Source organism: uncultured Oxalicibacterium sp., from assembly GCF_913776015.1.
Lineage (GTDB): Bacteria > Pseudomonadota > Gammaproteobacteria > Burkholderiales > Burkholderiaceae_D > Oxalicibacterium.
Genome location: NZ_CAJYMD010000028.1, coordinates 52752 through 79416, shown reverse-complemented (window position 1 = coordinate 79416; position 26665 = coordinate 52752). Strand labels below are relative to the sequence as shown.

The following is a 26665-nucleotide window of genomic DNA, read 5'->3' as shown; positions in this document are numbered from 1 at the left end:
AGCATGCCTAAGTAATTTCCTTATGGCAATATTTAAAGGTTAAATCGTTGCCCGTGACAACTGTGTCGCGGATTTAACGCTTGAAGGGATTGTGCTCGTTGAGTTCGTCGATGTAGGCAAGGATGCCGCCTGTTTCTCGCGTGAGGAAATCTTCGATGGCGTGCGCGAATCCCGGATGGGCGAGCCAGTGCGCCGACCACGTCTGTTGCGGCAGGAAGCCGCGTGCCATCTTGTGTTCGCCCTGAGCGCCGCCTTCGAAACAGCGCAGGCCGTTGGCGATGCAGAATTCGAGTGGCTGGTAATAGGCCGTCTCGAAGTGCAGGCAATCGATATGTGTGAGTGCACCCCAGTAGCGGCCATATAGTGTCTTGCCATCGTGGATCACCAACGAAGAAGCGATGGCTTGCCCTTCGCGTTCGGCCACGATCAGCAGGATGTTCTGCGGCATGGTGGCACCGATGCGCAGGAAAAAATCCAGATTCAGATATGGCGTCGAGCGATGTGCGGCGTAGGTATTGTCGTAGCAGCGCTTGAAGAACTGCCAGTCGGCTTCGGTCGCTTGATGTCCGCTGATGTGACGAAAGCGGACATCGGCATCGTGCACTTTGCGGCGTTCGGCACGAATGTTCTTGCGCTTCTTGCGTTCCAGCGTATCGAGAAAATCGTCGAAGCGGCGGTAACCGGGATTGAGCCAGTGGAACTGCACGCCGCTGCGCAACAGAAAACCGGCGTCATGCAATTGCTGCGCCTGTGCCTGCGGCGGATAGAGAATGTGCGTCGAGGAAAAATCGTTGGCCGATTGCAGTGCCTGCAAGGTGCGAATCAATGCCTCACGGCTGGTTTCGTCTCGCGCCAGCAGGCGACCGCCGGTGACGGGTGTGAACGGGATGGCGGACAGCAGCTTGGGGTAATAGCGCAGGCCGTTGCGTTCGTAGGCATCGGCCCATGCCCAGTCGAATACATATTCGCCATAGGAATGGCCTTTCGCATAGAGCGGCATGGCAGCCATGAGTTGTTTGTCGCGCCATAAGGTGACGAATTGCGGTTGCCATCCGGACTGTGCGGCTGCACTGCCGCTTTCGTGCAAGGCATCCAGAAAGGCGAAAGAAAGAAACGGGTTGGCATCCGCCTGCAAACCGACGAGTTCATCCCAGACAGCTTGGCCGATTTCCGATAGAGAGGAGACGATGCGCGTGCGATAATGCTCTGCAATTTCATGTCCGGCCGATTCATGCCGGGCAGTGTCGTTTCCTTGCCCATGTGGCTGCCGTTGCTCGGTATGTGATCCGTCATTGTCCGCCTGGTTTGCGCTGGATTCGTCCCGACTCATTCGATTCATTCTGTAAGTATCGCAACGCAGATGGTTGTTCAAGATTGCTCACCACGCGCTGCCGATGCGGATTCATGCCATGACCGTTAAAGTTGCCATTGCCCAAATCAACAGCACCGTCGGCGATCTCGCCGGCAACAGCAAGAAAATCGCCGACTTTGCACGTCGTGCGGCAGAGCAGGGTGCCGATATCGTTCTGACGCCGGAGTTGTCTCTTGTCGGATATCCGCCCGAGGATTTGCTGTTGCGCGAATCATTCTACGCAAAATCTGCCGACGCGTTGTCCGCCTTGGCGGCGGAGCTCGGTGCGCTGAAGGATGTGCACGTGATCGTCGGTCATCCGTTTGCGCAGGGCGTGCAGCATTTCAATGCGTCGTCCGTGCTGCTCAATGGCGTGATCGCCGGTACCTACTGCAAGCGGGAGCTGCCCAATGCCACGGTGTTCGACGAGAAGCGCTATTTCGATACGGATGACCAGCCGTTGGCGTTCGACGTCAAGGGCGTGCGCTTCGGCATCAATATTTGTGAAGACACCTGGTTCAATCGTGCGCCTGCGGCTGCCGCGGCTGCCGGTGTGCAAGTGCTGCTGGTGCCAAACGGTTCGCCTTTTCATCTGAACAAGCAGCATTTGCGTGTGCATACGATGCGTGAAAACGTTTGTGCACAAGGCATGAGCGTGGTGTATGCCAATCTGGTTGGTGGGCAGGATGAGCTGATTTTCGATGGCAATTCCTTTGTGCTCGACCAAAGTGGTGCGGTGTGTGCGCATTTGCAGCATTGCGTGGAAGACTTGCGCATCGTCGAATTCCAGGGCGCGCAACCGGTCGATGCGGCCATCGTCGAGGAATTGTCGATCGAGGCGCAGGTCTATCAGGCGCTGGTGCTGGGCGTAAGGGATTACATTGGCAAGAACGGATTCCCGGGCGCGTTGCTGGGGCTGTCGGGCGGCGTCGATTCGGCGCTGGTACTGGCAATTGCCGTCGATGCCCTGGGCGCGGACAAGGTGCGCGCCATCATGATGCCTTCTCCTTACACCGCCGATATTTCGATGATCGATTCGCGTGACATGGTCAAGCGTGTCGGTGTGCGTTACGACGAAATCTCGATTGGTGATTGCTTTGATGCCTTCAACCGCACGCTGGCCGAGGAATTCAAAGGCTTGCCCATCGATACCACGGAAGAAAATATTCAGGCACGCATACGCGGCACGATCATGATGGCGCTATCCAATAAGTATGGTTCGATTGTCCTGACAACCGGCAATAAGAGTGAAATGGCGGTTGGCTATTGCACCTTGTACGGCGACATGGCGGGTGGTTTCGCGGTCATCAAGGACATTGCGAAGACGCTGGTTTATCGCTTGTGCGCCTATCGCAATTCGGTGTCCGACATCATTCCTGATCGCATCCTCACGCGCGCGCCTTCGGCCGAACTGCGGCCGGATCAGACGGATCAGGATTCGTTGCCCGAGTACGACATTCTCGACGGCATCATGCAGCTCTACATGGAAGAGAATCACAGTCGCGCCGAGATCATTGCTGCAGGGTATGCCGAGACGGATGTGAACCGTGTCACGCATCTGATCAAGATCAACGAATACAAGCGTCGGCAGTCGCCGGTTGGCATTCGCATCACGCATCGTGCGTTTGGACGCGATTGGCGTTATCCGATTACTTCCAAATTCCGCGATTGATGGCACAATGGATACGGATTGCTGCATGCAGCGGTCGTACGGGCAGTAAAAAGATCGTGCGCAAGATGCAGCCATAACGATTTCAGCAAAACACCCATACCAGACGCATTTATCGAAGGAGTATTGATGAAACAAATTACTGCCATTATCAAGCCATTCAAATTGGATGAAGTGCGTGAGTCGCTGGCCGAAGTTGGCGTGACCGGCCTGACAGTGACTGAAGTAAAGGGCTTCGGCCGCCAGAAAGGGCATACCGAGCTGTATCGCGGAGCAGAATACGTGGTCGATTTTCTGCCGAAGATCAAGGTAGAAGCTGTGGTGGACGATAGTGTGCTGGAACAGGCGGTCGATGCCATCATCAAGGCAGCACGTACCGGCAAGATCGGCGATGGCAAGATTTTCGTGCGCGAAGTTGAGCAGGTAATTCGTATCCGTACCGGCGAAACCGGCGCCGACGCCGTTTAAGGTGTTTCTCCATGAAAAAGAGCGTTGACTGCAAAGTCAACGCTCTTTTTGTTTGTACCTGCCGAATCTAGCTGGCGCGCAGCAATACCACCAATGCGCCGGCGCCGCCATCGTTTGCGCGAGCCTGACAAAAGGCGATGACTTCATCTTTCTGTGCCAGCCAGTTGCGCACCTTTTTCTTCAGAACAGGTTCGCGATTGATCGAGCCCAGTCCTTTGCCATGAATCACCCGGACACAGCGCTGGCCGCGCTTGACGGCCTGACGCAGGAATCCACCCAGCGCTTCGCGCGCTTCATCCGTGCGCATGCCATGCAGGTCGAGCTCGCTCTGAATCACCCAATGCCCACGGCGCAGTTTGCGTAATACGTCGGGACCGATACCGTTGCGCGCATAACTGAGCGATTCGTCGGTATCGAGTAGCGATTCAACAGTGAATTCGTCAGAGAGGGATTCGCGCAATGCGGCTTGTTCATCGGCCAGATGCTGGCGCGCGATGGGCGACGGCGGCGTTGCCGTATGCAGGATTTTTTCGCTCGGTTTGAGCGGCGTGATGTTGCCGATGCTGGCGCGAAACAGATCCGCTTCCACGCGCGCTGCTTGTTCGGCGCGAGCACGTTCGGCTTCGGCAAGCAGACGCGCTTCTTCCTGCTTTTTCAAATCCTTGTGCAGCGATTTGAGGGCGCTGAAATCCTTGATCGGGCCTGGCGGCATGACGCAACTCCGCAAAAAGATCCGGGAAAGTGTGTGCAGTGTATGTGCACCATAAGGCCGGCGCGAAGCCGGCCTGCATGCGTTTATTCCAGGCTTTCCAGATAACGCTGTGCATCCAGCGCTGCCATGCAGCCCGTACCGGCGCTGGTAATGGCTTGACGATAGACGTGATCCTGTACGTCGCCTGCGGCAAACACACCCGGAATATTGGTCGAGGTTGCCATGCCTTCGAGACCGGTCTTGGTCTTGATGTAGCCGTTATGCATGTCGAGCTGACCAGCGAAGATGTCGGTATTCGGCTTGTGGCCGATTGCGACGAACAGGCCGTGCACCGTCAGTTCGCTCACGCTGTCATCCACGGTTGATTTGATCTTCAGGCCGGTCACGCCGCTGTCGTTGCCGACGACTTCATCCAGCGTGTGGTTCCATTTCACCTCGATCTTGCCTTCCTCGACCTTCGCCATCAGGCGGTCGATCAGGATGGCTTCGGCGCGGAACTTGTCCCGGCGGTGGATCACGGTAACCTTCTTGGCGATATTCGCCAGATACAGTGCTTCCTCGACCGCCGTGTTGCCGCCACCGATCACGGCGACTTCCTGCTCACGATAGAAAAAGCCATCGCACGTGGCGCAAGCCGACACGCCTTTGCCCATGAAGGCTTGCTCGGAAGGCAGACCCAGATACTGGGCCGAAGCGCCAGTGGCGATGATCAGCGAGTCGCAGGTGTATTCACCCATGTCGCCTACCAGGCGGATCGGTTTTTCGTTCAGATGCGTGGTATGCACGTGATCGAAGATGATTTCGGTGTTAAAACGTTCTGCGTGTTGCAGCAGGCGCTGCATCAGTTCAGGACCTTGCACGCCCAGCGGGTCGCCTGGCCAGTTCTCGACATCGGTAGTCGTCATCAACTGGCCGCCCTGCTCCACACCGGTGATCATCACCGGATGAAGGTTGGCGCGTGCCGCATAAATGGCAGCGCTATAGCCGGCTGGGCCGGAACCGAGAATCAGGACTTTGGCGTGTTTGACGGTGGACATGGAATGATTTCTGGAATTGGATGGGTAAGACGGGAAACCGGTTATTGCCTGATCGGATATGCCGGCAGGGCGGCAAAATTTCAACGGGCGCCGGAATTATTCGTGTAACAGATGAAAACTGGTTAAGATTATAGACGAACCGCTCGGGCCGCGATGAATGCCGCTCCAGCAGTGCTTCCTGACGCCGTGCCGGCAGACTCGGCGTCGACGGCGCGTCCCGCCGACTTTGTTTTACCCTCTGCCGCTGAACCAGGCAGACATCGTTCTTCCTTTGCTCAAGGGGCGATGCCGGGTTCCCTATTGACGCAACGCGTCCTGATTTATGACGAAAACAAGCCAAGCCTATACCCGCAAGACCAATAATACGAAAGCACCGCCGCCTCCGGGCCGCATTGCCAAGCTGCTGTCCGAAGCGCGTTGGCTGATCCTTTCGGTGGTCACGCTCTATCTGATCCTGATTTTCTTGACGTATTCGCCTGTCGATCCCGGCTGGTCGCACGCCAACATGGTGACCAAGCTGCACAACCTCGGTGGCAAGACTGGTGCCTGGCTGGCTGATCTGCTGCTGTTCATTTTTGGTTTGTCAGCCTGGTGGCTGTGCATTTTTTGCCTGCGCCTGGTGTGGAACGGTTACCGTCGCTTGTCGCAACGTTTTCTGCTCAAGGATGAGCCGGAAGAGCCGGTGCCGCATGAAAATCTGATTCGCGGTATCGGTTTCTTCGTAATGATGATCGGCAGCGTCGGCATCGAATATCTGCGGATGCATTCGATGCATGCCGAACTGCCACGCGCGCCCGGTGGCGTGCTCGGCGAGTTGATCGGCAGTGCAGCGCAGAATGCCTTTGGTTTCATGGGGGCAACGCTCTTGCTGCTCTTGCTGTTCGGCCTGGGTTTCAGCCTGTTTTTTCATGTGTCTTGGCTGAACGTGGCCGAGCGCATCGGCGAAATGCTGGAGCGCAGCGTGCGCCTGATCGGCAATTTCTATGGGGCGCGCAAGGATAGGCAGATGGGCCAGGTTGCCACTGCGAAGCGTGAGGAAGTCGTGGTGCAGGAACGTGCCAAGATCGTCGAGGCACCGCCAGTGCGTATCGAGCCACAGATCGTCGCGGTGCAGAAGTCGGAGCGGGTGGATAAGGAGCGGCAATCGTCGCTGTTCAACGACATGCCAGACACCAACCTGCCGCCGTTGTCCCTGCTGGATGACGCACCCGAAGCGCAGGAAACCGTCAGCGTTGAAACGCTGGAATTCACCAGCCGTTTGATCGAGAAAAAACTGTCCGATTTCGGTATTTCGGTGAAGGTCGTTGCAGCTTATCCAGGACCGGTTGTCACACGCTATGAAATCGAGCCGGCGACGGGCGTCAAGGGCAGCCAGATCGTCAACCTCGCGCGTGATTTGGCGCGCTCGCTATCGCTGACGTCGCTGCGCGTGGTCGAAACCATACCGGGCAAAAACTACATGGCGCTGGAATTGCCGAATCCGAAACGGCAGATCGTACGCCTGACAGAAATCCTGAGTTCCAAGGTCTACAACGACAGCTCTTCGAGTTTGACCGTGGCGCTGGGCAAGGACATTGCCGGCAACCCGGTCACGGCCGATCTCGCCAAGATGCCGCACCTGTTGGTGGCGGGCACGACGGGTTCAGGTAAATCGGTGGGCATCAACGCGACGATCCTGTCGCTGCTCTACAAGTCCGATCCCAAGCAGGTGCGCATGATCCTGATCGATCCGAAGATGCTGGAATTGTCGATCTACGAAGGCATCCCGCATCTGTTGGCACCCGTTGTTACCGACATGCGTCAGGCCGGTCATGCGCTGAACTGGGGCGTCAACGAGATGGAGCGCCGCTACAAGCTCATGAGCAAGCTGGGTGTGCGTAATCTGGCCGGTTACAACGCCAAGATTGCTGAAGCCGAAAAGAACGAACAGAAGATTCCGAATCCATTCAGCCTGACGCCGGATGCACCTGAACCATTAGAAAAACTGCCGACCATAGTCATCATCATCGACGAGCTGGCTGATCTCATGATGGTCGTCGGCAAGAAGGTCGAGGAATTGATCGCGCGTATTGCGCAAAAGGCACGTGCTGCCGGCATCCACTTGATTCTGGCGACGCAGCGCCCATCTGTAGACGTGATCACCGGTCTCATCAAGGCCAACATCCCGACGCGTGTTGCATTCCAGGTCAGCAGCAAGATCGACTCGCGCACGATTCTGGATCAGATGGGTGCAGAAGCGCTGCTCGGCATGGGCGACATGCTCTACATGCCGCCGGGCACGGGCCTGCCGATTCGTGTGCATGGCGCATTCGTGTCGGACGATGAGGTACATCGCGTGGTGAACCACCTCAAGGAGCAAGGCGAACCAAATTACGTCGAAGGCATCCTAGAAGGGGGCACCACCGAGGATGGTGATCTGTCTCTGGGAGCAGAAGGTGCGGGCGGCGGTGAAGGCGATGCGCTGTACGATCAGGCCGTAGCGATCGTGCTCAAGAATCGTCGTGCATCGATCTCGCTGGTGCAGCGCCATCTGCGTATTGGATACAACCGCGCGGCACGTCTGCTGGAGCAGATGGAGCAAAGCGGGCTCGTATCTACAATGCAATCCAACGGCAATCGCGAGATTCTCGTGCCGGCGGGGAATGCAAACGAATAGAAAGTGAATATGGAGCGTTCTTCGATTTCTTCTGCTGCTTCTGCGCGTCGCAGTGAACATGGCAAGGCCGTCGCACGTCGTTTTGACTGGCGGCTGCCTGTGCTGAGCGTCCTGCTGGTTGCTGCGGCGATTACAGTTCCCTCCTTGGCAAAAGCGGCAGCGCTGGAGCAATTCAAGTCCTTCGTTTCGTCTACGCAATCGGCCAAGGGCAGCTTTACGCAGCAACTGGTCAAGGTCGATAGCGGTACGGCCAAGGTCTCAAACCAATCGACGGGTACGTTTGTTTTTTCGCGCCCTGGCAAGTTTATCTGGACCTACCAGAAGCCGTACGAGCAATTGCTGCAAGCCGATGGCGAAAAGCTCTATATCTACGACAAGGACCTGAATCAGGTCACGATCAAGAAGCTCGGTGATGCGCTTGGTTCATCACCGGCAGCCATCCTGTTCGGCAGCAACAATCTCGAACAGAATTTCAGCCTGAAGGAAGCTGGCGCGAAGAATGGCATGGAATGGCTGGAAGCCACGCCGAAAACCAAGGATACGACCTTCGAGCGCATCGGCATCGGCATGAAGGATGGTGTGCCAGCAGCAATGGAATTGCGTGATTCGTTCGGTCAGGTGTCGCTGCTGACGTTCGGCCATTTCGAGCGGAATCCATCGATGCCTGCGAGCCAGTTCAAATTTGCGATCCCCAAAGGCGCGGACGTGTTCCAGTAACGCGCATTACAATACGTGCACGTGCTGTCTGCGCGACGCCAGTCTGAATCGTTCGGCTGGCGTCGTTTGCTTTATGGCGATGTCATCGCCAATGATTGATCCCGTTTCTGAATTTCCCTTCTATTGAAATCCACCATGGCCATACCGCTTGCCGAACGACTCCGACCGCATACGCTCGATGATGTCATCGGCCAGCAGCATATCCTCGGGCCGGGCAAGCCGCTGCGGGTTGCATTTGAATCGGGTGAACCGCATTCGATGATTCTGTGGGGGCCGCCGGGCGTGGGCAAGACGACGCTGGCGAGGTTGATGGCCGACAGTTTCCAGGCAGATTTCATTGCCCTGTCTGCGGTCTTGTCGGGCGTCAAAGATATTCGCGAGGCAGTCGAACGGGCGGAGCTCTCGCGCAATGCGATGGGCCGTCGTACGATTCTGTTCGTCGATGAAGTGCATCGATTCAACAAGAGTCAGCAGGATGCCTTTCTCCCGCATGTGGAAAGTGGCTTGTTCACCTTTATTGGTGCGACGACTGAAAATCCCTCTTTCGAAGTCAATGGCGCATTGCTGTCGCGTGCTGCCGTGTACGTGCTCAAATCGCTCACGGAAGACGATCTTGCAGCCATGCTGGATCGTGCCGCTATCGAAGAACTCGATGGCATGCAATACGCGCCCGAGGCGAAAGCCATACTGGTAGCGAGTGCCGACGGCGATGGCCGCAAACTGTTGAACAACCTCGAAATCGTCGCGCGCGCAGCGCAGGCGAAGAAGCAGGACGAGATAGATGTGCCGCTATTGCAGGCAACCTTGGGCGATGCGTTACGGCGCTTCGACAAGGGCGGCGACAATTTCTATGACCAGATTTCGGCGCTGCACAAATCCGTACGCGGCTCACATCCCGATGCTGCGCTCTACTGGCTGACGCGCATGCTGGATGGTGGTGCCGATCCACGCTATCTGTCACGGCGCATCGTACGTATGGCATGGGAAGACATCGGGTTGGCCGATCCGCGTGCGATGACGATTGCCAATGAAGCGGCAGCGACCTATGAACGTCTTGGGTCGCCTGAGGGCGAACTGGCGCTCGGGCAGGCTGTCATTTATCTGGCAATTGCTGCCAAGAGTAATGCGGGTTACAACGCCTACAATCAGGCACGTGCATTCGTGTCGAAAGACAAGACGCGTCCCGTGCCAGAGCATTTGCGTAATGCGCCGACCAAGCTCATGAAGGAACTCGGTTACGGCAAGCTGTATCGCTACGCGCACAATGAGCCGAACGCCTATGCAGCTGGCGAAACCTATCTGCCTGATGGCATGCAGGAACCGCGCTGGTATCAGCCGGTACCACGCGGTCTGGAAATCAAGATCGGTGACAAGCTTGCGCAGTTGAAACAGTGGGACGACGAAGCGAAAGAGTAGGTTTCGTCTCAGGTGCGATGGCGTTTTTTTGCGAAGCGTTGCAGTTCGCCAGATTCCACGATGCGCATGCCTTGCTCATTCGGCAGCAATGTCGTGAGTGCGTTTGCCACGCAGTCTGCTTCGATGGGGCGATAGTTTGCGGGTAACAGCGGTGCCAAAACTTTTCCCAGCAAGATGCCGATACGTTCAGCATACCGAGCCGGTTGTTGCAGAACATGGCGATCGCCTGTTAGCACTGAAGGACGAGCCACCACGAGCGTTTGCGGATTCAGTGCACGCAACGCCTCTTCCATCTCTCCCTTGACGCGGTTGTAAAAGATTCGCGAATGCGCATTGGCCTGCATCGCGCTCACGACGCCGATACGGCTTGCGCCAGCCTGCATGGCTGCAGTCGCGACGGCGAGTGTGGCAGTGAAATCCACTGCGCGAAATGCCGCCTGACTGCCGGCCTGCCGGATGGTTGTGCCGAGTGCCAGATACACTTCATCAGTTTGCGGCATCGGTGGAAGTGCGTTGAAATCCACTACATGCACGGTCAGTTTGGGATGGGTGAACTCAGCCGGACGACGAAACAAGGCATGTACTTCCGCAACACTTTCTTCTTCCAGCAAACGCTGCAAGATGCGCGAACCGACCAGCCCGGATGCCCCGGCCACCAGTACACGACGTTTGAAAAAAGGCGAGGCCGTATGTATGGCGTGCTCCGTTGGGGTTAGTGCTTTGGCAGTTGGCCACTGGCGATCAGTTGCGCAAACATCTCATGCATGGATTCCCGCAAGGGACGATATCGCAGACCCAGTGCGCGTTGGCTCTTGCTGTTATCGACAATCCACGGCAGGCCGACATTGTTGCGCACGAAACGACGCGTGATGCTGCGATCGGTAAGAGGAGCTGCCAACCACACTAGCCATGTTGGCAAAGTACGGCGCGGGATTGGATATGCCGCATAGCGAGGCAGCAGGGTTTGCGCCAGCGCCGGCAGTGAGGTGTTGTAGCCAGAAATAATGTGGCGCCCGCTAGCCTCTGGCAAAAACGCGGCGCGTAGGTGAGCTTCGGCCACATCGCGCACATCGACCACGCCCAGTCCGAGATCCGGTGCGCCGAAGCGCATGCGGCCGTCACCGAACTGGCGAATGACATTGAAGCTTTCGGATGTGGCGTGCGGGTTCAGTCCGGGGCCGATGACGAGGCTGGGATTGAGCACTACGAGCTTCCAGCGTGACTGGCGTTCTGCAGCTTTCCAAGCAGCACGTTCGGCCAGCGTTTTGGAATAGAAATAAGGCTGATGCTGCAGTGATGACGTGGTATTCCAGTCGTCTTCGGTGAAGACGCCATTGGCGGTCTGCTTCAGATCGCGATTATCGCCGTAGATGGCGGCGCAGCTGCTGGTCAGGACGAGACGTTCAACGGTGACGCTGCGTTCGACGCTATCGAGGATATTTTGTGTGCCACGCAGAGCGGGATCGATCAACTGGGTTTGTGGATCGCGTACGTCGAGCGTGAATGGCGAAGCCGTATGGAACACGATGCGGCAGCCCGCCATGGCTTCATCGTAGGAGCCCTCAGAAAGCAGGTCGGCCTTGAAGTAGCGAATCGTGCCGCTGCTGCTTGCCGCCAACTTGTCAAGATGTGCGAGGCGTGTGTTATCAGATGGGTTGCGCACGGCCGCGTGTACAGTCAGGCCGGATTCCAGCAGACGCGCGATGATCCAACCAGCGACATAGCCGGTGGCACCGGTTACTAGCACCGGGTGGCTAGTATCGATAGCGAGCATCGTGCCTCCTTTTCCCTTTGATGGTTTGTGACGACGCCTCGGCCGGAATTATTTCCCTGCGCGCCCCTTGTTCATGTAATGCAGGTGAATCTGTTTGCCGAAGGCATAGGCGGCACCGAGACTGATGCCACCGATAATCCCGTACGCAGGGCTGTCACCGTGCAGAAAGAAGCGGCTGCCCGTCCACAGTGCCAGTGCAGCCATGAAGAAAAAACCGACGAGGAGAACGGTCAGCGGAAGCGGGCGTGGATTGTCTTGGTCTGCCATCGTTATGTCTGTAGAAGAATTTCCGCAATGGTACCGTACAACCACGCTAGGGCTAAACCGGTGCGCCTTGTAAGGGGCCGCGCATGGCCGCAACGGCTGGCGCTTGGTACAATCCCGGTTTGATTTTTTCTTTCGTCCTTTTCCATGATCGACATCCAACTTCTTCGCAAAGACATCGATGGCGTGGCGACACGTCTGGCCGGTCGCAAATTTCAGCTCGATGTCGCGACATTTAATGCTCTCGAAGCAGAGCGCAAGCAGATCCAGTCGAGCACTGAAGAGCTGCAGAACAAGCGCAACACGCTGTCCAAGCAGATCGGCATGCTCAAGGGCAAGGGCGAGGATACGTCGGTCGTGATGGCGCAGGTCGCCGGGCTGGGCGATGAGCTCAAGGCATCGGCAGCACGTCTGGACGAACTGCAGGGCAAGATCAGCGAATTCATGCAGGCGATTCCCAATTTGCCGCACGAATCGGTGCCGGTTGGTACGGACGAAAGCGGAAACATCGAGTTGCGCAAGGTCGGCACGCCGCGCCAGTTCGATTTCGAGATCAAGGATCACGTCGATGTCGGCGCTACTATCGGGCTGGATTTTGACGTCGCCACCAAGCTCACGGGTTCGCGCTTTGCGGTCATGAAGGGCGGGATCGCACGCCTGCATCGCGCACTGGCCCAGTTCATGCTCGACACCCATACGGGCGAACATGGTTACACCGAGTGCTATACGCCTTACATCGTCAATTCCGATTCCCTGTTCGGCACGGGGCAGTTGCCCAAGTTCGAAGCCGATCTGTTTGCGGTGAAGAAGGGGGGGCAGGAAGGCGAGGGCGAGTCGCTGTACCTGATTCCGACAGCAGAAGTATCGCTGACCAATATCGTGCGCGACGAGATTCTCGCCGGTGAGGAACTGCCACTGAAGATGACGGCGCATTCGCCTTGTTTCCGCTCGGAAGCCGGCAGCTATGGCCGTGACACGCGCGGCATGATCCGTCAGCATCAATTCGACAAGGTCGAGATGGTCCAAGTGGTGCAGCCAGAAAAGTCGTACGAAGCCCTCGAAGAAATGTGCGGTCATGCCGAAGCGATTTTGAAGAAACTCGGTTTGCCGTATCGCGTGATTACGCTGTGCACGGGCGACATGGGCTTTGGCTCCAGCAAGACCTACGATCTCGAAGTGTGGCTGCCGGCGCAGAATACCTATCGCGAAATTTCGTCGGTTTCCAACTGCGAAGCATTCCAGGCGCGCCGCATGCAGGCGCGTTTCCGCAATGCGCAAGGCAAACCGGAACTGGTGCACACCCTCAATGGTTCCGGTCTGGCTGTCGGCCGTACTCTGGTTGCCGTACTGGAAAACTATCAGGAAGCCGATGGCAGTGTGACGATTCCCGAAGTGCTGCGTCCGTACATGAATGGGCTGACGCGTCTTGCGCCGCATGCTTGATTAATCGGCAGAATACGTTGTGAAAAAATCCCGGGTTGTTACCCGGGATTTTTTTCGTCCAGTGTTTCGTTGCCCGCCGATTCGTTTGATGCTTGCTGTATCGCATCGTCATCGTCGCATTGCGGCATGCGTGTTTCGTGTCTATAGTCATTCGATGGAAAGCTAGGAAGCGCTTTGCGGTTTCCCCTGCTGGCCATGTCGTGATTCATCAATAGCGATAACTATCGAGGAGACACCATGACGGACCTGAATAGACGTGGCATGTTGCAAGCAGCGGGTGTATTAACCGTGGGGGCGTTGAGTGGCTGTGCCGCTTCGCGCGGTAATGCCAATGAGCAGGCATTGTTTTCGGTGCCGCAGACGACGATTCCCATCGCTGGTCGCGCAGACCGGTTCCAGGTGCGGCGTATCTACTGCATTGGCCGCAATTATGCGGCGCACGCACGGGAGATGGGTTCGGACCCGACACGCGAGCCGCCCTTCTTTTTTCAGAAACCGACGGATGCGATCCAGAACGTGCCGATTGGACAGACTGTCGATCATCCCTACCCGACACTGACAAAGAATTATCACTATGAAATCGAGCTTGTCGCGGCCTTGCACAAAGGTGGCAAAGACATTCCGGTGCAGACGGCGCTCGATCACGTGTTCGGTTACGCAGTCGGTCTGGACATGACGCGGCGCGATCTGCAGGCGGCCATGAAGAAGGAAGAAAAGCCGTGGGAGATTGGCAAGAGTTTCGACAAGTCAGCGCCCATCGGCCCTTTGCATCCGGTCAGCAGTATCGGTCATTTCAGTGAAGGTGCGATCTGGCTGAAGGTGAATGGACAAGTCAAGCAGAGTTCGGATTTGAAAAACATGATCTGGTCGGTAGCGGAGCAGATCAGCAATCTTTCAAGGGCTTTCGAGCTGATGCCGGGCGACATCATTTATTCAGGAACACCCGAGAATGTCGGGCCGGTGGTGCGTGGCGATGTGATGGAAGGGTATATCGCACGCTTGCCGAGCATTTCGCTCAAGGTCGTGTAAACGATTGCAGCTTGTAGCACTTGCTGTTCGTTTGGGTGAGCTACGCATGTGGCTGTGAGATGCTTGCGCAGGCCGTCGTATAACGCCGTTACGTTTGATTGCGTAGCGGCGTTTTTCTTTCATTCAGCGGGAGGTGCATGGATTTTTTCCATCTTCATGCGCCGCCGTCGCATTCATTCATGGTCTGGCAGGTAATCCTGTATCGGCAGGGAAGGGCCGAGACGGCGATCAATGAAGAGACTGTTGCCGGGGATTTTCTTGGCCTGCTTTTTTGCATCGGCAGCCGCAGTCGCAATCTGGTGATGCGAGCCATAGTTGCCCGGTATGACCTTTAATAATCCCAGTGACATGGTCGCGAGTGCATGGAATACGCGTCGCCCGCACCGGTCTTCGCTGATGTAGCCGCCTTGGAACAAATGATCTTCCGTGTAGAAAGGCAAGATGGCCGTGGCGAAGGCGTCAAGGATGACATGGCAGCGCTGTTCCCAATCTTCGCTTTGAAACAGCACAATGAAATCGTCGCCGCCAATGTGGCCGACGAAGTCACGCTCGGGATCGATATGTGCCGACAGCAGCTGACCCGTCAGCCGGATCATGTCGTCACCCTTGCGGTAGCCGTAGACATCGTTGTATGGCTTGAAGTGATCAAGATCGACGTAGCAAACGCAGAACGGGGTGCGGCTTTCCAGCAGGCGATCGATATGTTCGTCGATGGGCACATTGCCTGGCAACATTGTTAGCGGATTGGCATAGCGCGCTGCGTTGATCTGCATCTGTGTGATCTCGCGCATCAGGTCATGCGCATTGCCCATGCCTGCATATTGGCCGTTATCCGTGATGATGAAACCATTGAACAGATGATGACGATCCGCATCCACAATCAATTGACTCAGGGCGTGCAGCGGCGTGCTCTTTTCCGCGATGAGTGGATTGGTATCCATGAACAGCGTGCAGGATTTTCGGCCATGCAGCTCGCGCAGATAAGGGCGCGCAAAGCGATCAATCAGATTGGCACGTGTAATCAGGCCGATCGGCACCCCGCTGGCAACCACGGGGATGATTTCCAGAGAAGGATCGTTCTTGAACATGTCGTAAATGCAGTTGTTCTGTATTTCCGGCGTAACGGCTTCAACACGGCGCAACAATTTTGCGGCTGTCAGCACTTCATGTGTTCGCCGTGTCTCCTGCGGATAGATGGCCACACAGTTACGGCGCAATTGCGTATACAGATCGCTGGCAATGCGTGTGTCCGGGTTGGCATGCGGTCGTGCAATCCGGTAACCCTGGCCTAAAGGCACGCCGAGATCGCGGATCATCAGCAGCTCGGCATCGGTTTCTATGCCTTCGGCGATGACCACGGTACCGGATTTTTCCGCGATTTCCTGAATCGAGCGCACGAACTGCAACTTGATCGGATCGTGATTGATACCCTGCACGAAGTGCATGTCGATCTTCACGTATTCCGGGCGAATCTCCGACCACAGGCGCAGGCTGGAAAACCCTTCGCCCAGATCATCGATGGCGATCACGAAACCCAGCGCGCGATAATGCCGTACGGCTTCGCGCAGCAAGTCGTAATCGTAGGTAGGGTGGCTTTCCGTCAGTTCGATAATGACGCGATCCGGATGAATGCCGACTTCGTCGATGAAGCCCAGTGTTTCACCGCGTCGTTGGCCAGATTGCACGAGACACTCAGGACTGACGTTGAGAAACAGCTTTCCAGATAGCTGTAACTCCGCGAATTTTTCGAGTGTGATGCGTCGGCACAAATGTTCGACTTCGACGCTCAGGCCACAGCTTCGCGCTACCTTGAAGAGATTGAGTGGCGAATGCAGCGGGCTATCCGACGGACCGCGAATCAAGCCTTCGTAACCGATGATATCGCCGCTTTGCATATCGATGATCGGTTGATACAAGGGCGTCAGTTCTCGGTGCAGCAAGATTTCATGCAGACGATGCACGAGGTGGCTGTCTTGGTCATTGGCCGGCGTCGCCGGTTGCCTCGACTGAAGGTCGTGGATAGCAAACGGCAAGGTCGGCTCCTTGAGCTTGAAGCGATAAGGTGGCGTGTTATTGGCAGCAGGCGCAATGCCTTCCTCGTGCCGGATGGCGAATGCGGGAAGAAGCTGGGCTGGAGGGAGGGAAGACATGACGCACGCCACAAACGGATTGATCTCGGCCGAATGCTAAGCACCATTTATGACAGGATGATGATGAAAGCTACCGTGCTTGGTTTTTCGCAAGGCCTCATTCGCTATCGTAGAAATAATTTCCCAATGCAAAAAAGCTCTGCTATAATCTTTGGCTTCGTGAGCAGTAAAAGCGAATCAGACCGCATCCGGAGAGGTGGCAGAGTGGTCGAATGTACCTGACTCGAAATCAGGCGTACGTGCAAGCGTACCGTGGGTTCGAATCCCACCCTCTCCGCCAGACATACTAAGCCCTTGATTATTCAAGGGCTTTTTAATTTTCAATTCGCGGCAGGCGAACTTCCCTTCGGCCACACTTCATTGAAAGAACTCGCGAATCCCTTGCTGGCTTTAACAGTTCAGCAAAGGCTTTATTACTGAGACCAATACTGGCTTTTTTCCTGCAGCAAATGGCGGGAACTGCGCCAGCCGCACAATTTCAGAAAACCAAGGCGCAAACGTTCTTTGGTGGAATTGCCGCCGAAATTAAATCTTCTGACTGCGTTGAAATGCGCTGCCTGTGATTGGCTAGCTGGATGGCTGCACTCGTTCGCGAGCGCATGATTTATTCCGTGGACTTGATGTTTGCTGGGATAGTCCGAAGATCGTGTCGAAAGCCCATGTGAAGCAATAGGTGTATGCCAGGAAAAACAGCAAGATGAAAAATTCCATCACCATTGCCTGTAATGCGCTGACTTCGTACCACCACATGTAAAGTGGGATGGTGAACAGGCAGAGTCCAACCTCAAATCCTGTTGCATGAGCTACACGCGTCGCGATGCTGCGAGATGTTGCGCCTCGCCGTTTTTCCCATGTTTCAAAGAGCAGGTTGAAGATGTAATTCCAGATCACGGCCAACAGTGAAATCGTGATGGCGATAGGTGTGGAATTGTGTGCATCGTCATTACTCATGAACGTTAGTAGTGCCGTAGACAGGACTATGGCAACGAGCTCATAAGAGATGACGTAAATGACACGACGTGTAACCGGCCGCAAGGCAATCATGACTGGCTCCATGCGAGAAAAATTCTCGATGCTTAAGAGCCGGCCCGTCCCGGATAAATGGATGAGAATGAGCGATGAAGGATGGTGCTCAATATAGGCTACGTTTCTGCCCACCTGCGCAATATATCTCGGGCCCGAAATCAAGTCAATTCGCCATCGTTAGCGGCGTGTAGCAGCGTGTTTTAAAACCATTTATAACCAAATTGTCGCGGGCAAGTTCCTCTTTGGGACGCTGTGAGATGGGCGTGGGAACATGTGGTCGGCAACAAGCCCGAAACATATCAGTGCTGGACATCATTGGAAGTGATCTTGTTGGCTTGTGGATGCAATAAAACAGGGGTTAGGTTTGTCACTAAAATTGATTTATTGCTTATTCGTATCGTTCAACACCAACCAAAAGCGGTGAGAGGGATGAGGCCGTATCCATTTCAGCCCTATCCATTTCAACTGTTGGCGTGACGTGTGGATTTTTATCGCAGGAAAGCATGTTCAGGATATTTTCCACGATGCGTTTGTCATGCTACGAACCTGCCATGCTGATGCGCTGGCAAGCAGAAATCATATGGGCAGCAAGAACATTCGATAAATTTAAAGATAAATGCCATGCGAAAAAAACTCATCACATTCGGTGCCATGATGCTGGTGATGTCCAGTCTTTGTCAGGCAGAAGAGAATCGGACCTGGCATTTGACTGGTTCAGAGTTGATTGCAGCGCTGGAAGGCAAGAGGCTGTCCGAATTAAGCGATGCAGACATGCGCCGACTGTTTTCCAACGCTTACGGAGGCGCGTATGTTCTCGGCGTTGCCGACCAGACGCAGGGTTCAATATGGTGTCCTCCATCTCTTGGCATCTTGCCGCATGAATTGAACGATCGCGTTTATACCTATCTCTCCGACTTGCCGGCGAAACGTCAGAAAGAAAATGCTGCGCCGCTGGTTGCTGAAGCATTGCGGCATGCTTTCCCGTGCAAGCGTGGGAGCGCTCGAAACTGAGCATGCGGGCAGCATGCGTGACGATCACCAATCTGCTTTATCTTCCCGATACCATTTTCCTTTAATTTGAGTGGGAGGGATGTCATATGCCAATTTTGTTCGACGGTAGTCTGCTTGCCGACTACCATCAGTTTTACCTGGCCGATGCGGCAGGGAATGTCGATCTGCCGACCAATTGGAATGATGACGCGCTGAATACACGTCTTCTAAGCGGACCGGGCGTTCTTATCGTGGCCACAGAGAGAAACATGACGGTACCGGTGCGTGTGATCCTGCATGAACGACGGCCGCAAATCGATATAGATGCCGCGGATCACGTGGTCGAGGGGCATCTTCACACATCAGGTGAAATAGTGATTGCCGGCTTGAACGACTACTTGCCGCAAGCGCCGCGCAGGCGTGTGCCCGCGGGAGAGCTGGGGGTGATGATCATCTTCACCGGATTGGACACGCTAAGCGAGGATGGTCTCGATGGCGAGGATCGTTATGACGTGCACTTGTGGCCGGGTTCAGTCGAAGGCATTACCGTGCTCCGCCAATGGCAGGGAGCGTAAAAACTGATGCATGACCGGATTGCCGGTTGGTGTGTTGGTTGCATCAAAGATAGCTGACCCACCATTTTTTATGCGTTTGCTTGTAGCGGGCAAACCAGCGGCAGGCAAACCAGCATGGAATGGCGATGATGATGGCCAGCAGCCAGACGCTGGGCACATTCGGTACACTGATCAGGCCTGAGTCATTTGTCAGCGTGGCGCCAATCATGCGATTGAGTGCGTGCAAAAAATAGAGATGCAGGATGTAGAAAAATAACGGCGCTGCGCCAAAAGCCAGCAACCATTGGCTTGCTGTACCTGGCAACCTTTCCAGCGCGGCGAGAAGCAGTGCGCCGACGCCGAGCGTCAATAAAAGAAAATCTGCCGAGGGCGGATACTTGGTCAGGTTGAAAAAACTCATGAGGCTGAGCATGAACGTATCGCCAGCCTGCCACGGTTGCGTTTCTCCATAGCCGTTCGCGCCACGCAGCACCAGAAACAGGCCGATGCATATCGCGCCACTTGTCACGAGCCGGTAAAACCGTTGCTGTGCCGGTCTGTTACGAGCAAACCACGGGCCGATGCCATAGCCGATCATGATGACGCCGATCCACGGTAGCAGCGGATAGGAAGTCCGTGCCTGTGCGTCCCAAGGCAGCCAGGGCAGGGACAGATAGCCCCGATCATGCAGGATGCTCCAGACGGTATAGCCCCATTCGCTTTTCTCGAACGAGATGGCATCGAGCAGGTTGTGGCCCAGCATGATCAGGATGGCGAGTGCGATCAGCCAGCGGCGCGGCAGGTGCAGCAAGAGCGATAGCGCGATCATTGACAAGCCGATTGCCCAGATCACTTGCAGGTAAAACAGTTTGGGCGTGAGGTCGAAGGTCCAGGCGAAGTTGATTACCGTCCATTCCAAAATAATCAGAAACAGTCCTCGCTTGAACAGGAAGGCGGACGCTTCACGCGTGCTGCCTTTTCGGTCGGCATATATGTATGCCGCCAGACCGGTTAGGGCGACGAAGATCGGTGCGCATAGATGCGAAGTCAGCCGTGTGAAGAATAGTGCGGGTTCGGTCGTCGAAAGATCCATCGGATCGCCGACTTGCGCGCGCAGAAAGAAAAACTCGCGCGTATGGTCGACCAGCATGAGCAGGATCACCAGGCCGCGCAGAGCATCGATCGAAGCGATGCGTGTGGATGGGGACGGTGCGGAGCGAGCGACAGACGAAGTAGGCATGGCGGCATTATAAGGAACACTGCGAGTTCGTTCGCCTTGTCACCAATATGGCTATTCCCTGGTAGAGGGCGTGCATTGCGGAGTGAATTGTCGCAACAAGGTCTGTTCAGCTTCATTCGCAATATGTCGCTAAACGACGCATCCCTGTGGATCGATGCGCGAAAAGTCGTTTGCGTGCGGTTTGTCGCACATCGCTGTTCAAAATTCGCGTCCTCGGGCACTTCTGCGACTTTATCGTGTCCACCGATTTGCAACCGTTCCAGGGGCACTCGCTCCTTTGTTTGCTTTGGCTAATCTTGTAGCAGGAGGTTGGTCGCACGGCAAGCAATCATTAGCCAATACACCAGCCAAGAGGATGCAAACAATGGATGAGTTTCGCGAGATCAGGATCAGTCGCCGTGGTGTGCTTAAGGTCGGCGCACTGTCGGCAACCACGCTGGCCGTACCGACGGTCGTCGGTGCCCAAAATCTTTCCCCATCAGTCAATACTTCTTCAGCGCCACTTTCGATGTCGCAGGTATCTTTCCGCGTCAATGGTCAGCCCCAGACATTGGTGATCGACAATCGCACCACCTTGCTTGACGCACTGCGCGAGCATCTTCAACTGACGGGAACCAAGAAGGGGTGTGATCACGGTCAGTGCGGTGCGTGTACGGTCATTGTCGATGGGCAACGCATCAATGCCTGTCTGGCGCTGGCGATCATGCATGAAGGGGCCGACATCACCACCATCGAAGGTCTGGGTAGCAAGGATAATCTGCATCCCATGCAGGCAGCTTTCATCAAGCATGATGGCTATCAATGCGGTTATTGCACGCCGGGCCAGATATGTTCTGCCGTTGCGGTGGTCAATGAAGTCCGACTTGGCATTCCCAGCCATGTGACGCCTGATCTGTTGGCGGCGCCCGTGCTGAGCGAGAGCGAAATCCGCGAGCGCATGAGTGGCAACATCTGTCGTTGCGGTGCCTATTCCAATATCGTCGAAGCAATTACCGAGGTGGGAGGAGGCCGCAAATGAAATCCTTTACCTATCAGAAAGCGCAGTCGGCGGCCGAAGCCGTGGCAGCCGCTTCGCGTCACCCGGGTGCCAAATTCATCGCGGGTGGGACCAATCTGCTTGATCTCATGAAGCTGGAAATCGAAACGCCGGTTCATCTCGTTGATGTGAATGGATTGGGTTTCGACCGGATCGAGAGTTTGCCGGATGGCGGCCTGCGTATCGGTGCACTGGTCAGCAATACCCATCTCGCCGCCGATCAGCGTGTGCGCCGCGATTATGGCGTCTTGTCACGTGCCTTGCTAGCCGGCGCATCGACCCAGTTGCGCAACAAGGCAACGACTGCTGGCAACCTGTTACAGCGTACGCGCTGTCCCTATTTTTACGATACCAATCAGCCGTGCAACAAGCGCGTGCCGGGCAGCGGTTGCTCGGCAATTGGTGGATTCAGTCGGCAGCATGCAGTCATCGGTGCAAGCGAAGCGTGCATTGCCACGCATCCCAGCGACATGGCGGTAGCGATGCGTGTGCTCGATGCGGAAGTGGAAACCATGCGTCCCGATGGTTCGGCACGTGTGATTCCCATTGCGGATTTTCATCGCTTGCCCGGCAATGCTCCACATATCGATACGACGCTGGAATTCGGCGAATTGATTACGGCGGTACGCTTGCCCAAGCCGGTTGGCGGCCGTCAGATTTATCAGAAGGTGCGTGATCGCGCATCGTATGCATTTGCGCTGGTATCGGTGGCGGCGATCGTGCAGGTCGACGGTCGCGGCAGGGTGGCTGTCGGTGGTGTGGCGCACAAGCCGTGGCGTGTGGAAGCGGCTGAGCAATCTCTGCCTTCCGGTGCGAAAGCGGTGTGCGACCAGTTGTTTTCGACCGCACGGCCGACGCATGAAAACGCATTCAAGATTGCGCTGACCCAGCGAACCCTTGCCGCAGTGCTGGCAGACGGACGAAAAGGATAAGCCATGAAATTCACCACACCTGCCACCACCAATCCGATCGATCAGTTGCGCGTGGTCGGTCAGCCGCTGGACCGTATTGATGGACCGCTAAAGACCACCGGCACCGCGCCTTACGCCTACGAGCGCCACGACGTGGTGGAAAACGTTGCGTATGGTTGTATTGTCGGTTCCGCGATTGCCAAGGGACGTATTGTCTTGATCAATCTTGACGAGGCGCGACGTGCGCCTGGCGTGCTGACAATCATCACTGCCGAGAATGCCGGCAAGCTTGGCAAGGGCAAGATGAATGTCGCCACGCTTTTGGGCGGGCCGGAGATTGCGCATTATCATCAGGCGATTGCGCTCGTCGTGGCCGACACGTTCGAGCAGGCGACGGCCGCAGCCCAACTGGTACGCGTGCAATATCTGCCGACCGCCGGCAAATTCGATCTGGCGCGTGAAAAAGACAATGCCGTCGTACCGAAAAGTGAGAATCCGGATACCAGTGCCGGCAACTTCACACGCGCATTCGATCTGGCACCAGTCCGTCTGGATGCGACCTACACCACGCCCGATCAGTCGCACGCGATGATGGAGCCGCATGCATCCACTGCACGCTGGGAGGGCAACCGTCTCACGGTCTGGACATCCAACCAGATGATCGACTGGGGTGTGGGTGATCTTGCGAAGACGCTCAACCTTCCCAAGGAAAATGTGCGTCTGATTTCGCCGTATATCGGTGGCGGTTTCGGCGGCAAACTCTTCCTGCGTGCTGAAGCCTTGCTGGCGGCATTGGGCGCACGCGCAGCGCGGCGTCCGGTAAAGGTGGCGCTGACGCGTCCCATGATCTTCAACAACACCACGCATCGTCCTGCCACCATCCAGCGTATTCGTATCGGTGCCACGCGCGATGGCAAGATCACGGCAATCGGTCATGAAAGCTGGTCAGGTAATCTCGAGGGCGGCGAACCTGAAAATGCGGTGCAGCAAACGCGATTGCTGTATGCAGGGCCCAATCGCATTACTGCCACGCGTCTGGCCTTGCTTGATCTGCCAGAAGGCAATGCCATGCGCGCACCGGGCGAGGCGCCGGGCATGATGGCGCTCGAAGTCGCGATGGATGAAATGGCCGAGAAGTTGCAGATGGACCCGCTCCAATTCCGGATTCTCAACGACACCAAGGTCGATCCAGAGAAAACGGATCGGCGCTTTTCGCAACGCCGCCTGGTGGAATGTTTCCGTGTCGGTGCCGAGCGTTTCGGCTGGAATCAGCGTCAAGCGCAACCCGGGCGTGTTCGCGATGGTCGCTGGCTGATTGGCATGGGTGTGGCGGCCGGCTTCCGCAACAATCTGGTCATGCCTTCCGGTGCACGCGTGCGTCTGGATGGCAACGGCATTATCACTGTGGAAACCGATATGACCGATATCGGTACTGGCAGCTACACCATCATTGCGCAAACTGCCGCCGAGATGATGGGTACGCAGGTTGACAAGGTGGTTGTGCGGTTGGGCGATTCGGCCTTTCCGGCATCTGCCGGCTCGGGTGGACAGTGGGGCGCCAACAGCGCGACGGCTGGCGTCTATGCGGCATGCGTCAAGTTGCGCGAAATCATTGCCCAAAAGCTGACGGTCGCACCTGACGAGGTTGCGTTCCGCGATGGCATGCTGCATGCACGTGGCCAGTCGTTCCCGCTCGGCTATGTGGCTGCACATGGCGAAATCGTGGCTGAAGATCGCATCGAATTCGGAGATCTCGACAAGCGCTACCAGCAATCCACCTTTGCCGCGCATTTTGTTGAAGTCGGTGTCGATGCCGCAACAGGCGAAACCCGCGTGCGCCGCATGCTCGCAGTCTGTGCTGCGGGACGCATCATCAATCCGAAATCGGCACGTAGTCAAGTCATCGGTGCAATGACGATGGGGGTAGGGGCCGCATTGATGGAAGAACTGTTCGTCGACAAGCGGGGCGGCTTCTTCGTCAACCACGATCTGGCCGGCTATGAGGTACCCGTGCATGCCGATATTCCGCATCAGGATGTCGTGTTTCTTGATGAAACCGATCCAATGTCCTCGCCGATGAAAGCCAAAGGCGTGGGTGAGCTGGGTCTGTGCGGCGTCAGCGCGGCGATTGCGAATGCCATCTATAACGCCAGCGGTATTCGCGTGCGTGAGTACCCGATCACGCTGGACAAGCTGATTACCAAACTGCCGGAGTGGGTGTGAGCACGATGCCACTGCCTGTGGTCGTGGTGCTTGCCGCAGGCAAGGGGCGTCGTTTTCTGGCTTCGGGGGGCGCAGGCCACAAGCTGTCGGCACCGCTGGCTGGTATGTCTGTATTGGACCATGTCTTGCTGGCGGTTGCCGAAGCCGGTTTGTCGGTTCATGTCGTCCGTCAGGCCGACGGCGAGGGCATGGGAGATTCGATTGCAGCCGGAGTACGTGCGACTGCCGATGCCGCTGGCTGGTTGATTCTGCCGGGTGATTTGCCCTTGGTGCGTGCGGCGAGTTTGCGTGCGGTAGCGGCAGGATTGCAGCAGGGTACGGTAGTCGTGCCACATCATGACGGGCAGGCTGGGCACCCGGTCGGATTTTCGCGTGCATGCGCTGCGGCCTTATGTGCATTGACAGGCGATCATGGTGCGGCTTCGGTGGTACAAGCTGAACGGCTTGGTGGTCGCGTGGTGGATATCGCACTGGACGATCCGGGTTTGATCACGGATGTGGATACGCATGACGATTTGCTGCGCGTACAGACCATGCTGATGAGCGCGTCGATTCTGCAGGGAGAATGCCATGGAAAGCATTGACGTCAAGGTATTGCGCGACTTGCGCGACTGGCGGGCCGCCGGTTTTCGCGCCATGCTGGCGACAGTCGTCATGACCTGGGGTTCGTCGCCGCGGCCGATCGGCGCGATGATGGCCTTGCGTGAAGATGGCATGACGGTCGGTTCTGTATCCGGCGGCTGCATCGAGGATGACCTGATTGTGCGCTATGCCTCATCGGAAGCGGGCCAATCTGCCGCCATACCACAGGGCGCGCCGCAGCTTGTGCAATACGGCGTGGACGCGGAAGAAGCGCATCGTTTTGGTCTGCCTTGTGGCGGCACCTTGTCGCTCTTGCTGGAATTCGACCCGGAATTTGCAGCATTGGATACGCTGGTACAGCGATTGGAAGCAGGCGAACTGGTGCAGCGTGCAGTTTCATGCTCGGACGGCGCAGTAACGTTGTCCGCTGCATCCGAACCGAGTACCTTGCGCTTCGATGGTGTGCGCATGATCAACACGCTGGGCCCCGAATACCGGATGCTGTTGATCGGTGCTGGCGCTCTTGCCGAATATCTGGCGACAATGGCCTTATTCAATGGTTTTGCCGTGACGGTGTGTGATCCGCGGCCAAGCTACCTAGCGAGCTGGTCTGTGCCACGCGTCGAAACCGTGGTGGGCATGCCGGATGATGTGGTAGTCGCGTTCCGGCCGGATGCGCGCAGTTGCATTGTCGCACTCAGTCATGATCCCAAGCTGGACGATCTGGCCTTGCTGGAAGCCTTACACAGCAAGGCGTTCTATCTCGGTGCGATCGGTTCACGTCGTAACGATGCGCAGCGCAGGGCGCGCATGATGACGCATTTCGGTGAAACGGAAGCGTCGCTACGACGGCTGCGTAGCCCGGTCGGTATCTATATCGGTAGCAAGACGCCCGCAGAGATTGCGGTCAGCGTGATGGCCGAGATTATTGCCGTCAAGAACCAGGTGCCGTTGCCGGCTGAAATGTCCGTGGCGATCGCGAAGGAGCGAGAGGTAGCCTGATATGCCTAAGCTTTCCTTCATGTAAAAAAGCCCGCAACCGCGGGCTTTTTTACATAATCAATAATCATCTTTATGGCTGAATCTTGCCACTTAATGGCTTGTCGCTACTACGCGTAGGGTCCTTTTCGGTAACGTCATCCGGATTGTTGCGCAGACGGTTGTTTTGGTCGTTGTGTGATGATCCATCGCGCAAATCCTCGTCCGATGGCGGATCGAACACATTGCGTCCATGCGTCTGAGCACGAAGATTTTTTCCGCTCTTGTCGGTGTCGGGAATGCTTGGCAGACCGTTTTTTGGTTGGTCATCGACTTCACTGGTTGGCACCTGCAATTTATTGACTGACATGGCTATCTCCTTGAGCGGTTCATGCACCAGTGTAGAAGGCCGTGCTTCGCCAACCAATCGGACAACACC

24 protein-coding genes and 1 tRNA gene are annotated in these 26665 nt (G+C 56.3%); 15 read left to right on the top strand and 10 right to left on the bottom strand.

Features of this window, described 5'->3' with window-relative positions; all coding sequences use genetic code 11:
• Positions 1-73 precede the first annotated feature (73 nt).
• Positions 74-1330, bottom strand: a complete 1257-nt coding sequence (locus QZ725_RS04170; RefSeq protein ID WP_293776503.1) for a GNAT family N-acetyltransferase — start codon at positions 1328-1330, stop codon at positions 74-76.
• A 79-nt stretch (positions 1331-1409) separates the two neighbouring features.
• Between QZ725_RS04170 and QZ725_RS04165 the strand changes: the two genes are divergently transcribed.
• Together QZ725_RS04165 and QZ725_RS04160 are read left to right on the top strand one after the other, a co-directional pair.
• Positions 1410-3023 carry an NAD+ synthase gene (locus QZ725_RS04165; protein WP_293776500.1) on the top strand — a complete coding sequence of 538 codons (1614 nt, stop codon included), beginning with the start codon at positions 1410-1412 and terminating at the stop codon, positions 3021-3023.
• Between the two features lie 126 nt (positions 3024-3149).
• Positions 3150-3488: a P-II family nitrogen regulator gene (locus QZ725_RS04160; protein WP_293776497.1), complete on the top strand. Its 339-nt coding sequence runs from the start codon at positions 3150-3152 to the stop codon at positions 3486-3488.
• Between the two features lie 67 nt (positions 3489-3555).
• On the opposite strand, the gene QZ725_RS04155 is transcribed toward QZ725_RS04160, so the two are convergent.
• Positions 3556-4200 (bottom strand): Smr/MutS family protein, encoded by a 645-nt coding sequence (locus QZ725_RS04155; protein WP_293776494.1) that lies wholly within the window; start codon positions 4198-4200, stop codon positions 3556-3558.
• Positions 4201-4283: 83 nt separating this feature from the next.
• Entirely contained in the window at positions 4284-5237 is a 954-nt protein-coding gene (trxB, locus tag QZ725_RS04150) for a thioredoxin-disulfide reductase (RefSeq protein ID WP_293776491.1), read from the bottom strand.
• A gap of 322 nt (positions 5238-5559) precedes the next feature.
• Between trxB and QZ725_RS04145 the strand changes: the two genes are divergently transcribed.
• From QZ725_RS04145 to QZ725_RS04135, 3 genes are all read left to right on the top strand, one after another.
• A complete protein-coding gene (locus QZ725_RS04145) occupies positions 5560-7893 on the top strand; it encodes a DNA translocase FtsK (RefSeq protein ID WP_293776489.1) in 2334 nt (777 codons plus the stop codon).
• Positions 7894-7902: 9 nt separating this feature from the next.
• On the top strand, positions 7903-8610 hold the full coding sequence (gene lolA, locus QZ725_RS04140) for an outer membrane lipoprotein chaperone LolA (protein WP_293776487.1): 708 nt from the start codon (positions 7903-7905) through the stop codon (positions 8608-8610).
• Between the two features lie 135 nt (positions 8611-8745).
• Positions 8746-10026, top strand: coding sequence for a replication-associated recombination protein A (locus QZ725_RS04135; RefSeq protein ID WP_293776485.1), 1281 nt, complete (start codon positions 8746-8748; stop codon positions 10024-10026).
• Positions 10027-10034: 8 nt separating this feature from the next.
• Here the strand turns inward: QZ725_RS04135 and QZ725_RS04130 are convergent, their stop codons facing one another.
• Genes QZ725_RS04130 through QZ725_RS04120 form a run of 3 tightly spaced genes read right to left on the bottom strand, consistent with a single transcriptional unit; the run spans position 10035 to position 12067 of the window.
• Positions 10035-10682, bottom strand: coding sequence for an NAD(P)H-binding protein (locus QZ725_RS04130; protein ID WP_366773661.1), 648 nt, complete (start codon positions 10680-10682; stop codon positions 10035-10037).
• Positions 10683-10738: 56 nt separating this feature from the next.
• Positions 10739-11800 carry an NAD-dependent epimerase/dehydratase family protein gene (locus tag QZ725_RS04125; RefSeq protein ID WP_293776483.1) on the bottom strand — a complete coding sequence of 354 codons (1062 nt, stop codon included), beginning with the start codon at positions 11798-11800 and terminating at the stop codon, positions 10739-10741.
• Positions 11801-11848: 48 nt separating this feature from the next.
• Positions 11849-12067, bottom strand: a complete 219-nt coding sequence (locus tag QZ725_RS04120; protein WP_293776481.1) for a hypothetical protein — start codon at positions 12065-12067, stop codon at positions 11849-11851.
• Positions 12068-12211: 144 nt separating this feature from the next.
• Here QZ725_RS04120 and serS point away from each other — a divergent pair, with 144 nt between their 5' ends.
• Both serS and QZ725_RS04110 read left to right on the top strand, forming a co-directional pair.
• Positions 12212-13507, top strand: coding sequence for a serine--tRNA ligase (gene serS / locus QZ725_RS04115; RefSeq protein ID WP_293776479.1), 1296 nt, complete (start codon positions 12212-12214; stop codon positions 13505-13507).
• A 237-nt stretch (positions 13508-13744) separates the two neighbouring features.
• A complete protein-coding gene (locus tag QZ725_RS04110; RefSeq protein ID WP_293776477.1) occupies positions 13745-14536 on the top strand; it encodes a fumarylacetoacetate hydrolase family protein in 792 nt (263 codons plus the stop codon).
• Positions 14537-14709: 173 nt separating this feature from the next.
• On the opposite strand, the gene QZ725_RS04105 is transcribed toward QZ725_RS04110, so the two are convergent.
• Complete coding sequence (locus QZ725_RS04105) at positions 14710-16686, bottom strand: GGDEF domain-containing protein (RefSeq protein WP_293776475.1); 1977 nt, start codon at positions 16684-16686, stop codon at positions 14710-14712.
• 190 nt (positions 16687-16876) lie between these two features.
• Here QZ725_RS04105 and QZ725_RS04100 point away from each other — a divergent pair.
• Positions 16877-16966, top strand: a tRNA-Ser gene (locus tag QZ725_RS04100).
• 287 nt (positions 16967-17253) lie between these two features.
• On the opposite strand, the gene QZ725_RS04095 is transcribed toward QZ725_RS04100, so the two are convergent.
• Positions 17254-17730, bottom strand: a complete 477-nt coding sequence (locus tag QZ725_RS04095; RefSeq protein WP_293776473.1) for a PACE efflux transporter — start codon at positions 17728-17730, stop codon at positions 17254-17256.
• Between the two features lie 603 nt (positions 17731-18333).
• Here QZ725_RS04095 and QZ725_RS04090 point away from each other — a divergent pair.
• Both QZ725_RS04090 and QZ725_RS04085 read left to right on the top strand, forming a co-directional pair.
• Entirely contained in the window at positions 18334-18723 is a 390-nt protein-coding gene (locus tag QZ725_RS04090; protein WP_293776471.1) for a Rap1a/Tai family immunity protein, read from the top strand.
• An 86-nt stretch (positions 18724-18809) separates the two neighbouring features.
• Entirely contained in the window at positions 18810-19277 is a 468-nt protein-coding gene (locus tag QZ725_RS04085) for a hypothetical protein (protein WP_293776469.1), read from the top strand.
• A 43-nt stretch (positions 19278-19320) separates the two neighbouring features.
• Here QZ725_RS04085 and QZ725_RS04080 read toward each other — a convergent pair whose 3' ends face one another.
• Positions 19321-20496 carry a heparan-alpha-glucosaminide N-acetyltransferase domain-containing protein gene (locus tag QZ725_RS04080; RefSeq protein WP_293776466.1) on the bottom strand — a complete coding sequence of 392 codons (1176 nt, stop codon included), beginning with the start codon at positions 20494-20496 and terminating at the stop codon, positions 19321-19323.
• A gap of 364 nt (positions 20497-20860) precedes the next feature.
• On the opposite strand from QZ725_RS04080, the gene paoA reads away from it, so the two are divergent.
• From paoA to QZ725_RS04055, 5 genes are read left to right on the top strand one after another with little or no spacing between them, the layout of a single operon-like run.
• Positions 20861-21514 (top strand): aldehyde dehydrogenase iron-sulfur subunit PaoA, encoded by a 654-nt coding sequence (paoA, locus tag QZ725_RS04075; protein WP_293776463.1) that lies wholly within the window; start codon positions 20861-20863, stop codon positions 21512-21514.
• Positions 21511-22464: a xanthine dehydrogenase family protein subunit M gene (locus tag QZ725_RS04070; protein ID WP_293776460.1), complete on the top strand. Its 954-nt coding sequence runs from the start codon at positions 21511-21513 to the stop codon at positions 22462-22464. Before paoA ends, QZ725_RS04070 begins: the two co-directional genes overlap by 4 nt.
• A gap of 3 nt (positions 22465-22467) precedes the next feature.
• A complete protein-coding gene (paoC, locus tag QZ725_RS04065) occupies positions 22468-24666 on the top strand; it encodes an aldehyde oxidoreductase molybdenum-binding subunit PaoC (RefSeq protein WP_293776457.1) in 2199 nt (732 codons plus the stop codon).
• A gap of 5 nt (positions 24667-24671) precedes the next feature.
• Positions 24672-25250, top strand: coding sequence for an NTP transferase domain-containing protein (locus QZ725_RS04060; protein ID WP_293776627.1), 579 nt, complete (start codon positions 24672-24674; stop codon positions 25248-25250).
• A complete protein-coding gene (locus QZ725_RS04055; RefSeq protein ID WP_293776454.1) occupies positions 25237-26250 on the top strand; it encodes an XdhC family protein in 1014 nt (337 codons plus the stop codon). The genes QZ725_RS04060 and QZ725_RS04055 overlap by 14 nt, the downstream gene beginning before the upstream one ends.
• 70 nt (positions 26251-26320) lie before the next feature.
• On the opposite strand, the gene QZ725_RS04050 is transcribed toward QZ725_RS04055, so the two are convergent.
• The gene (locus QZ725_RS04050; RefSeq protein WP_293776451.1) at positions 26321-26596 is read right to left on the bottom strand and encodes a hypothetical protein; all 276 of its coding nucleotides are present in this window, start codon (positions 26594-26596) and stop codon (positions 26321-26323) included.
• Between the last annotated feature and the right edge of the window lie 69 nt (positions 26597-26665).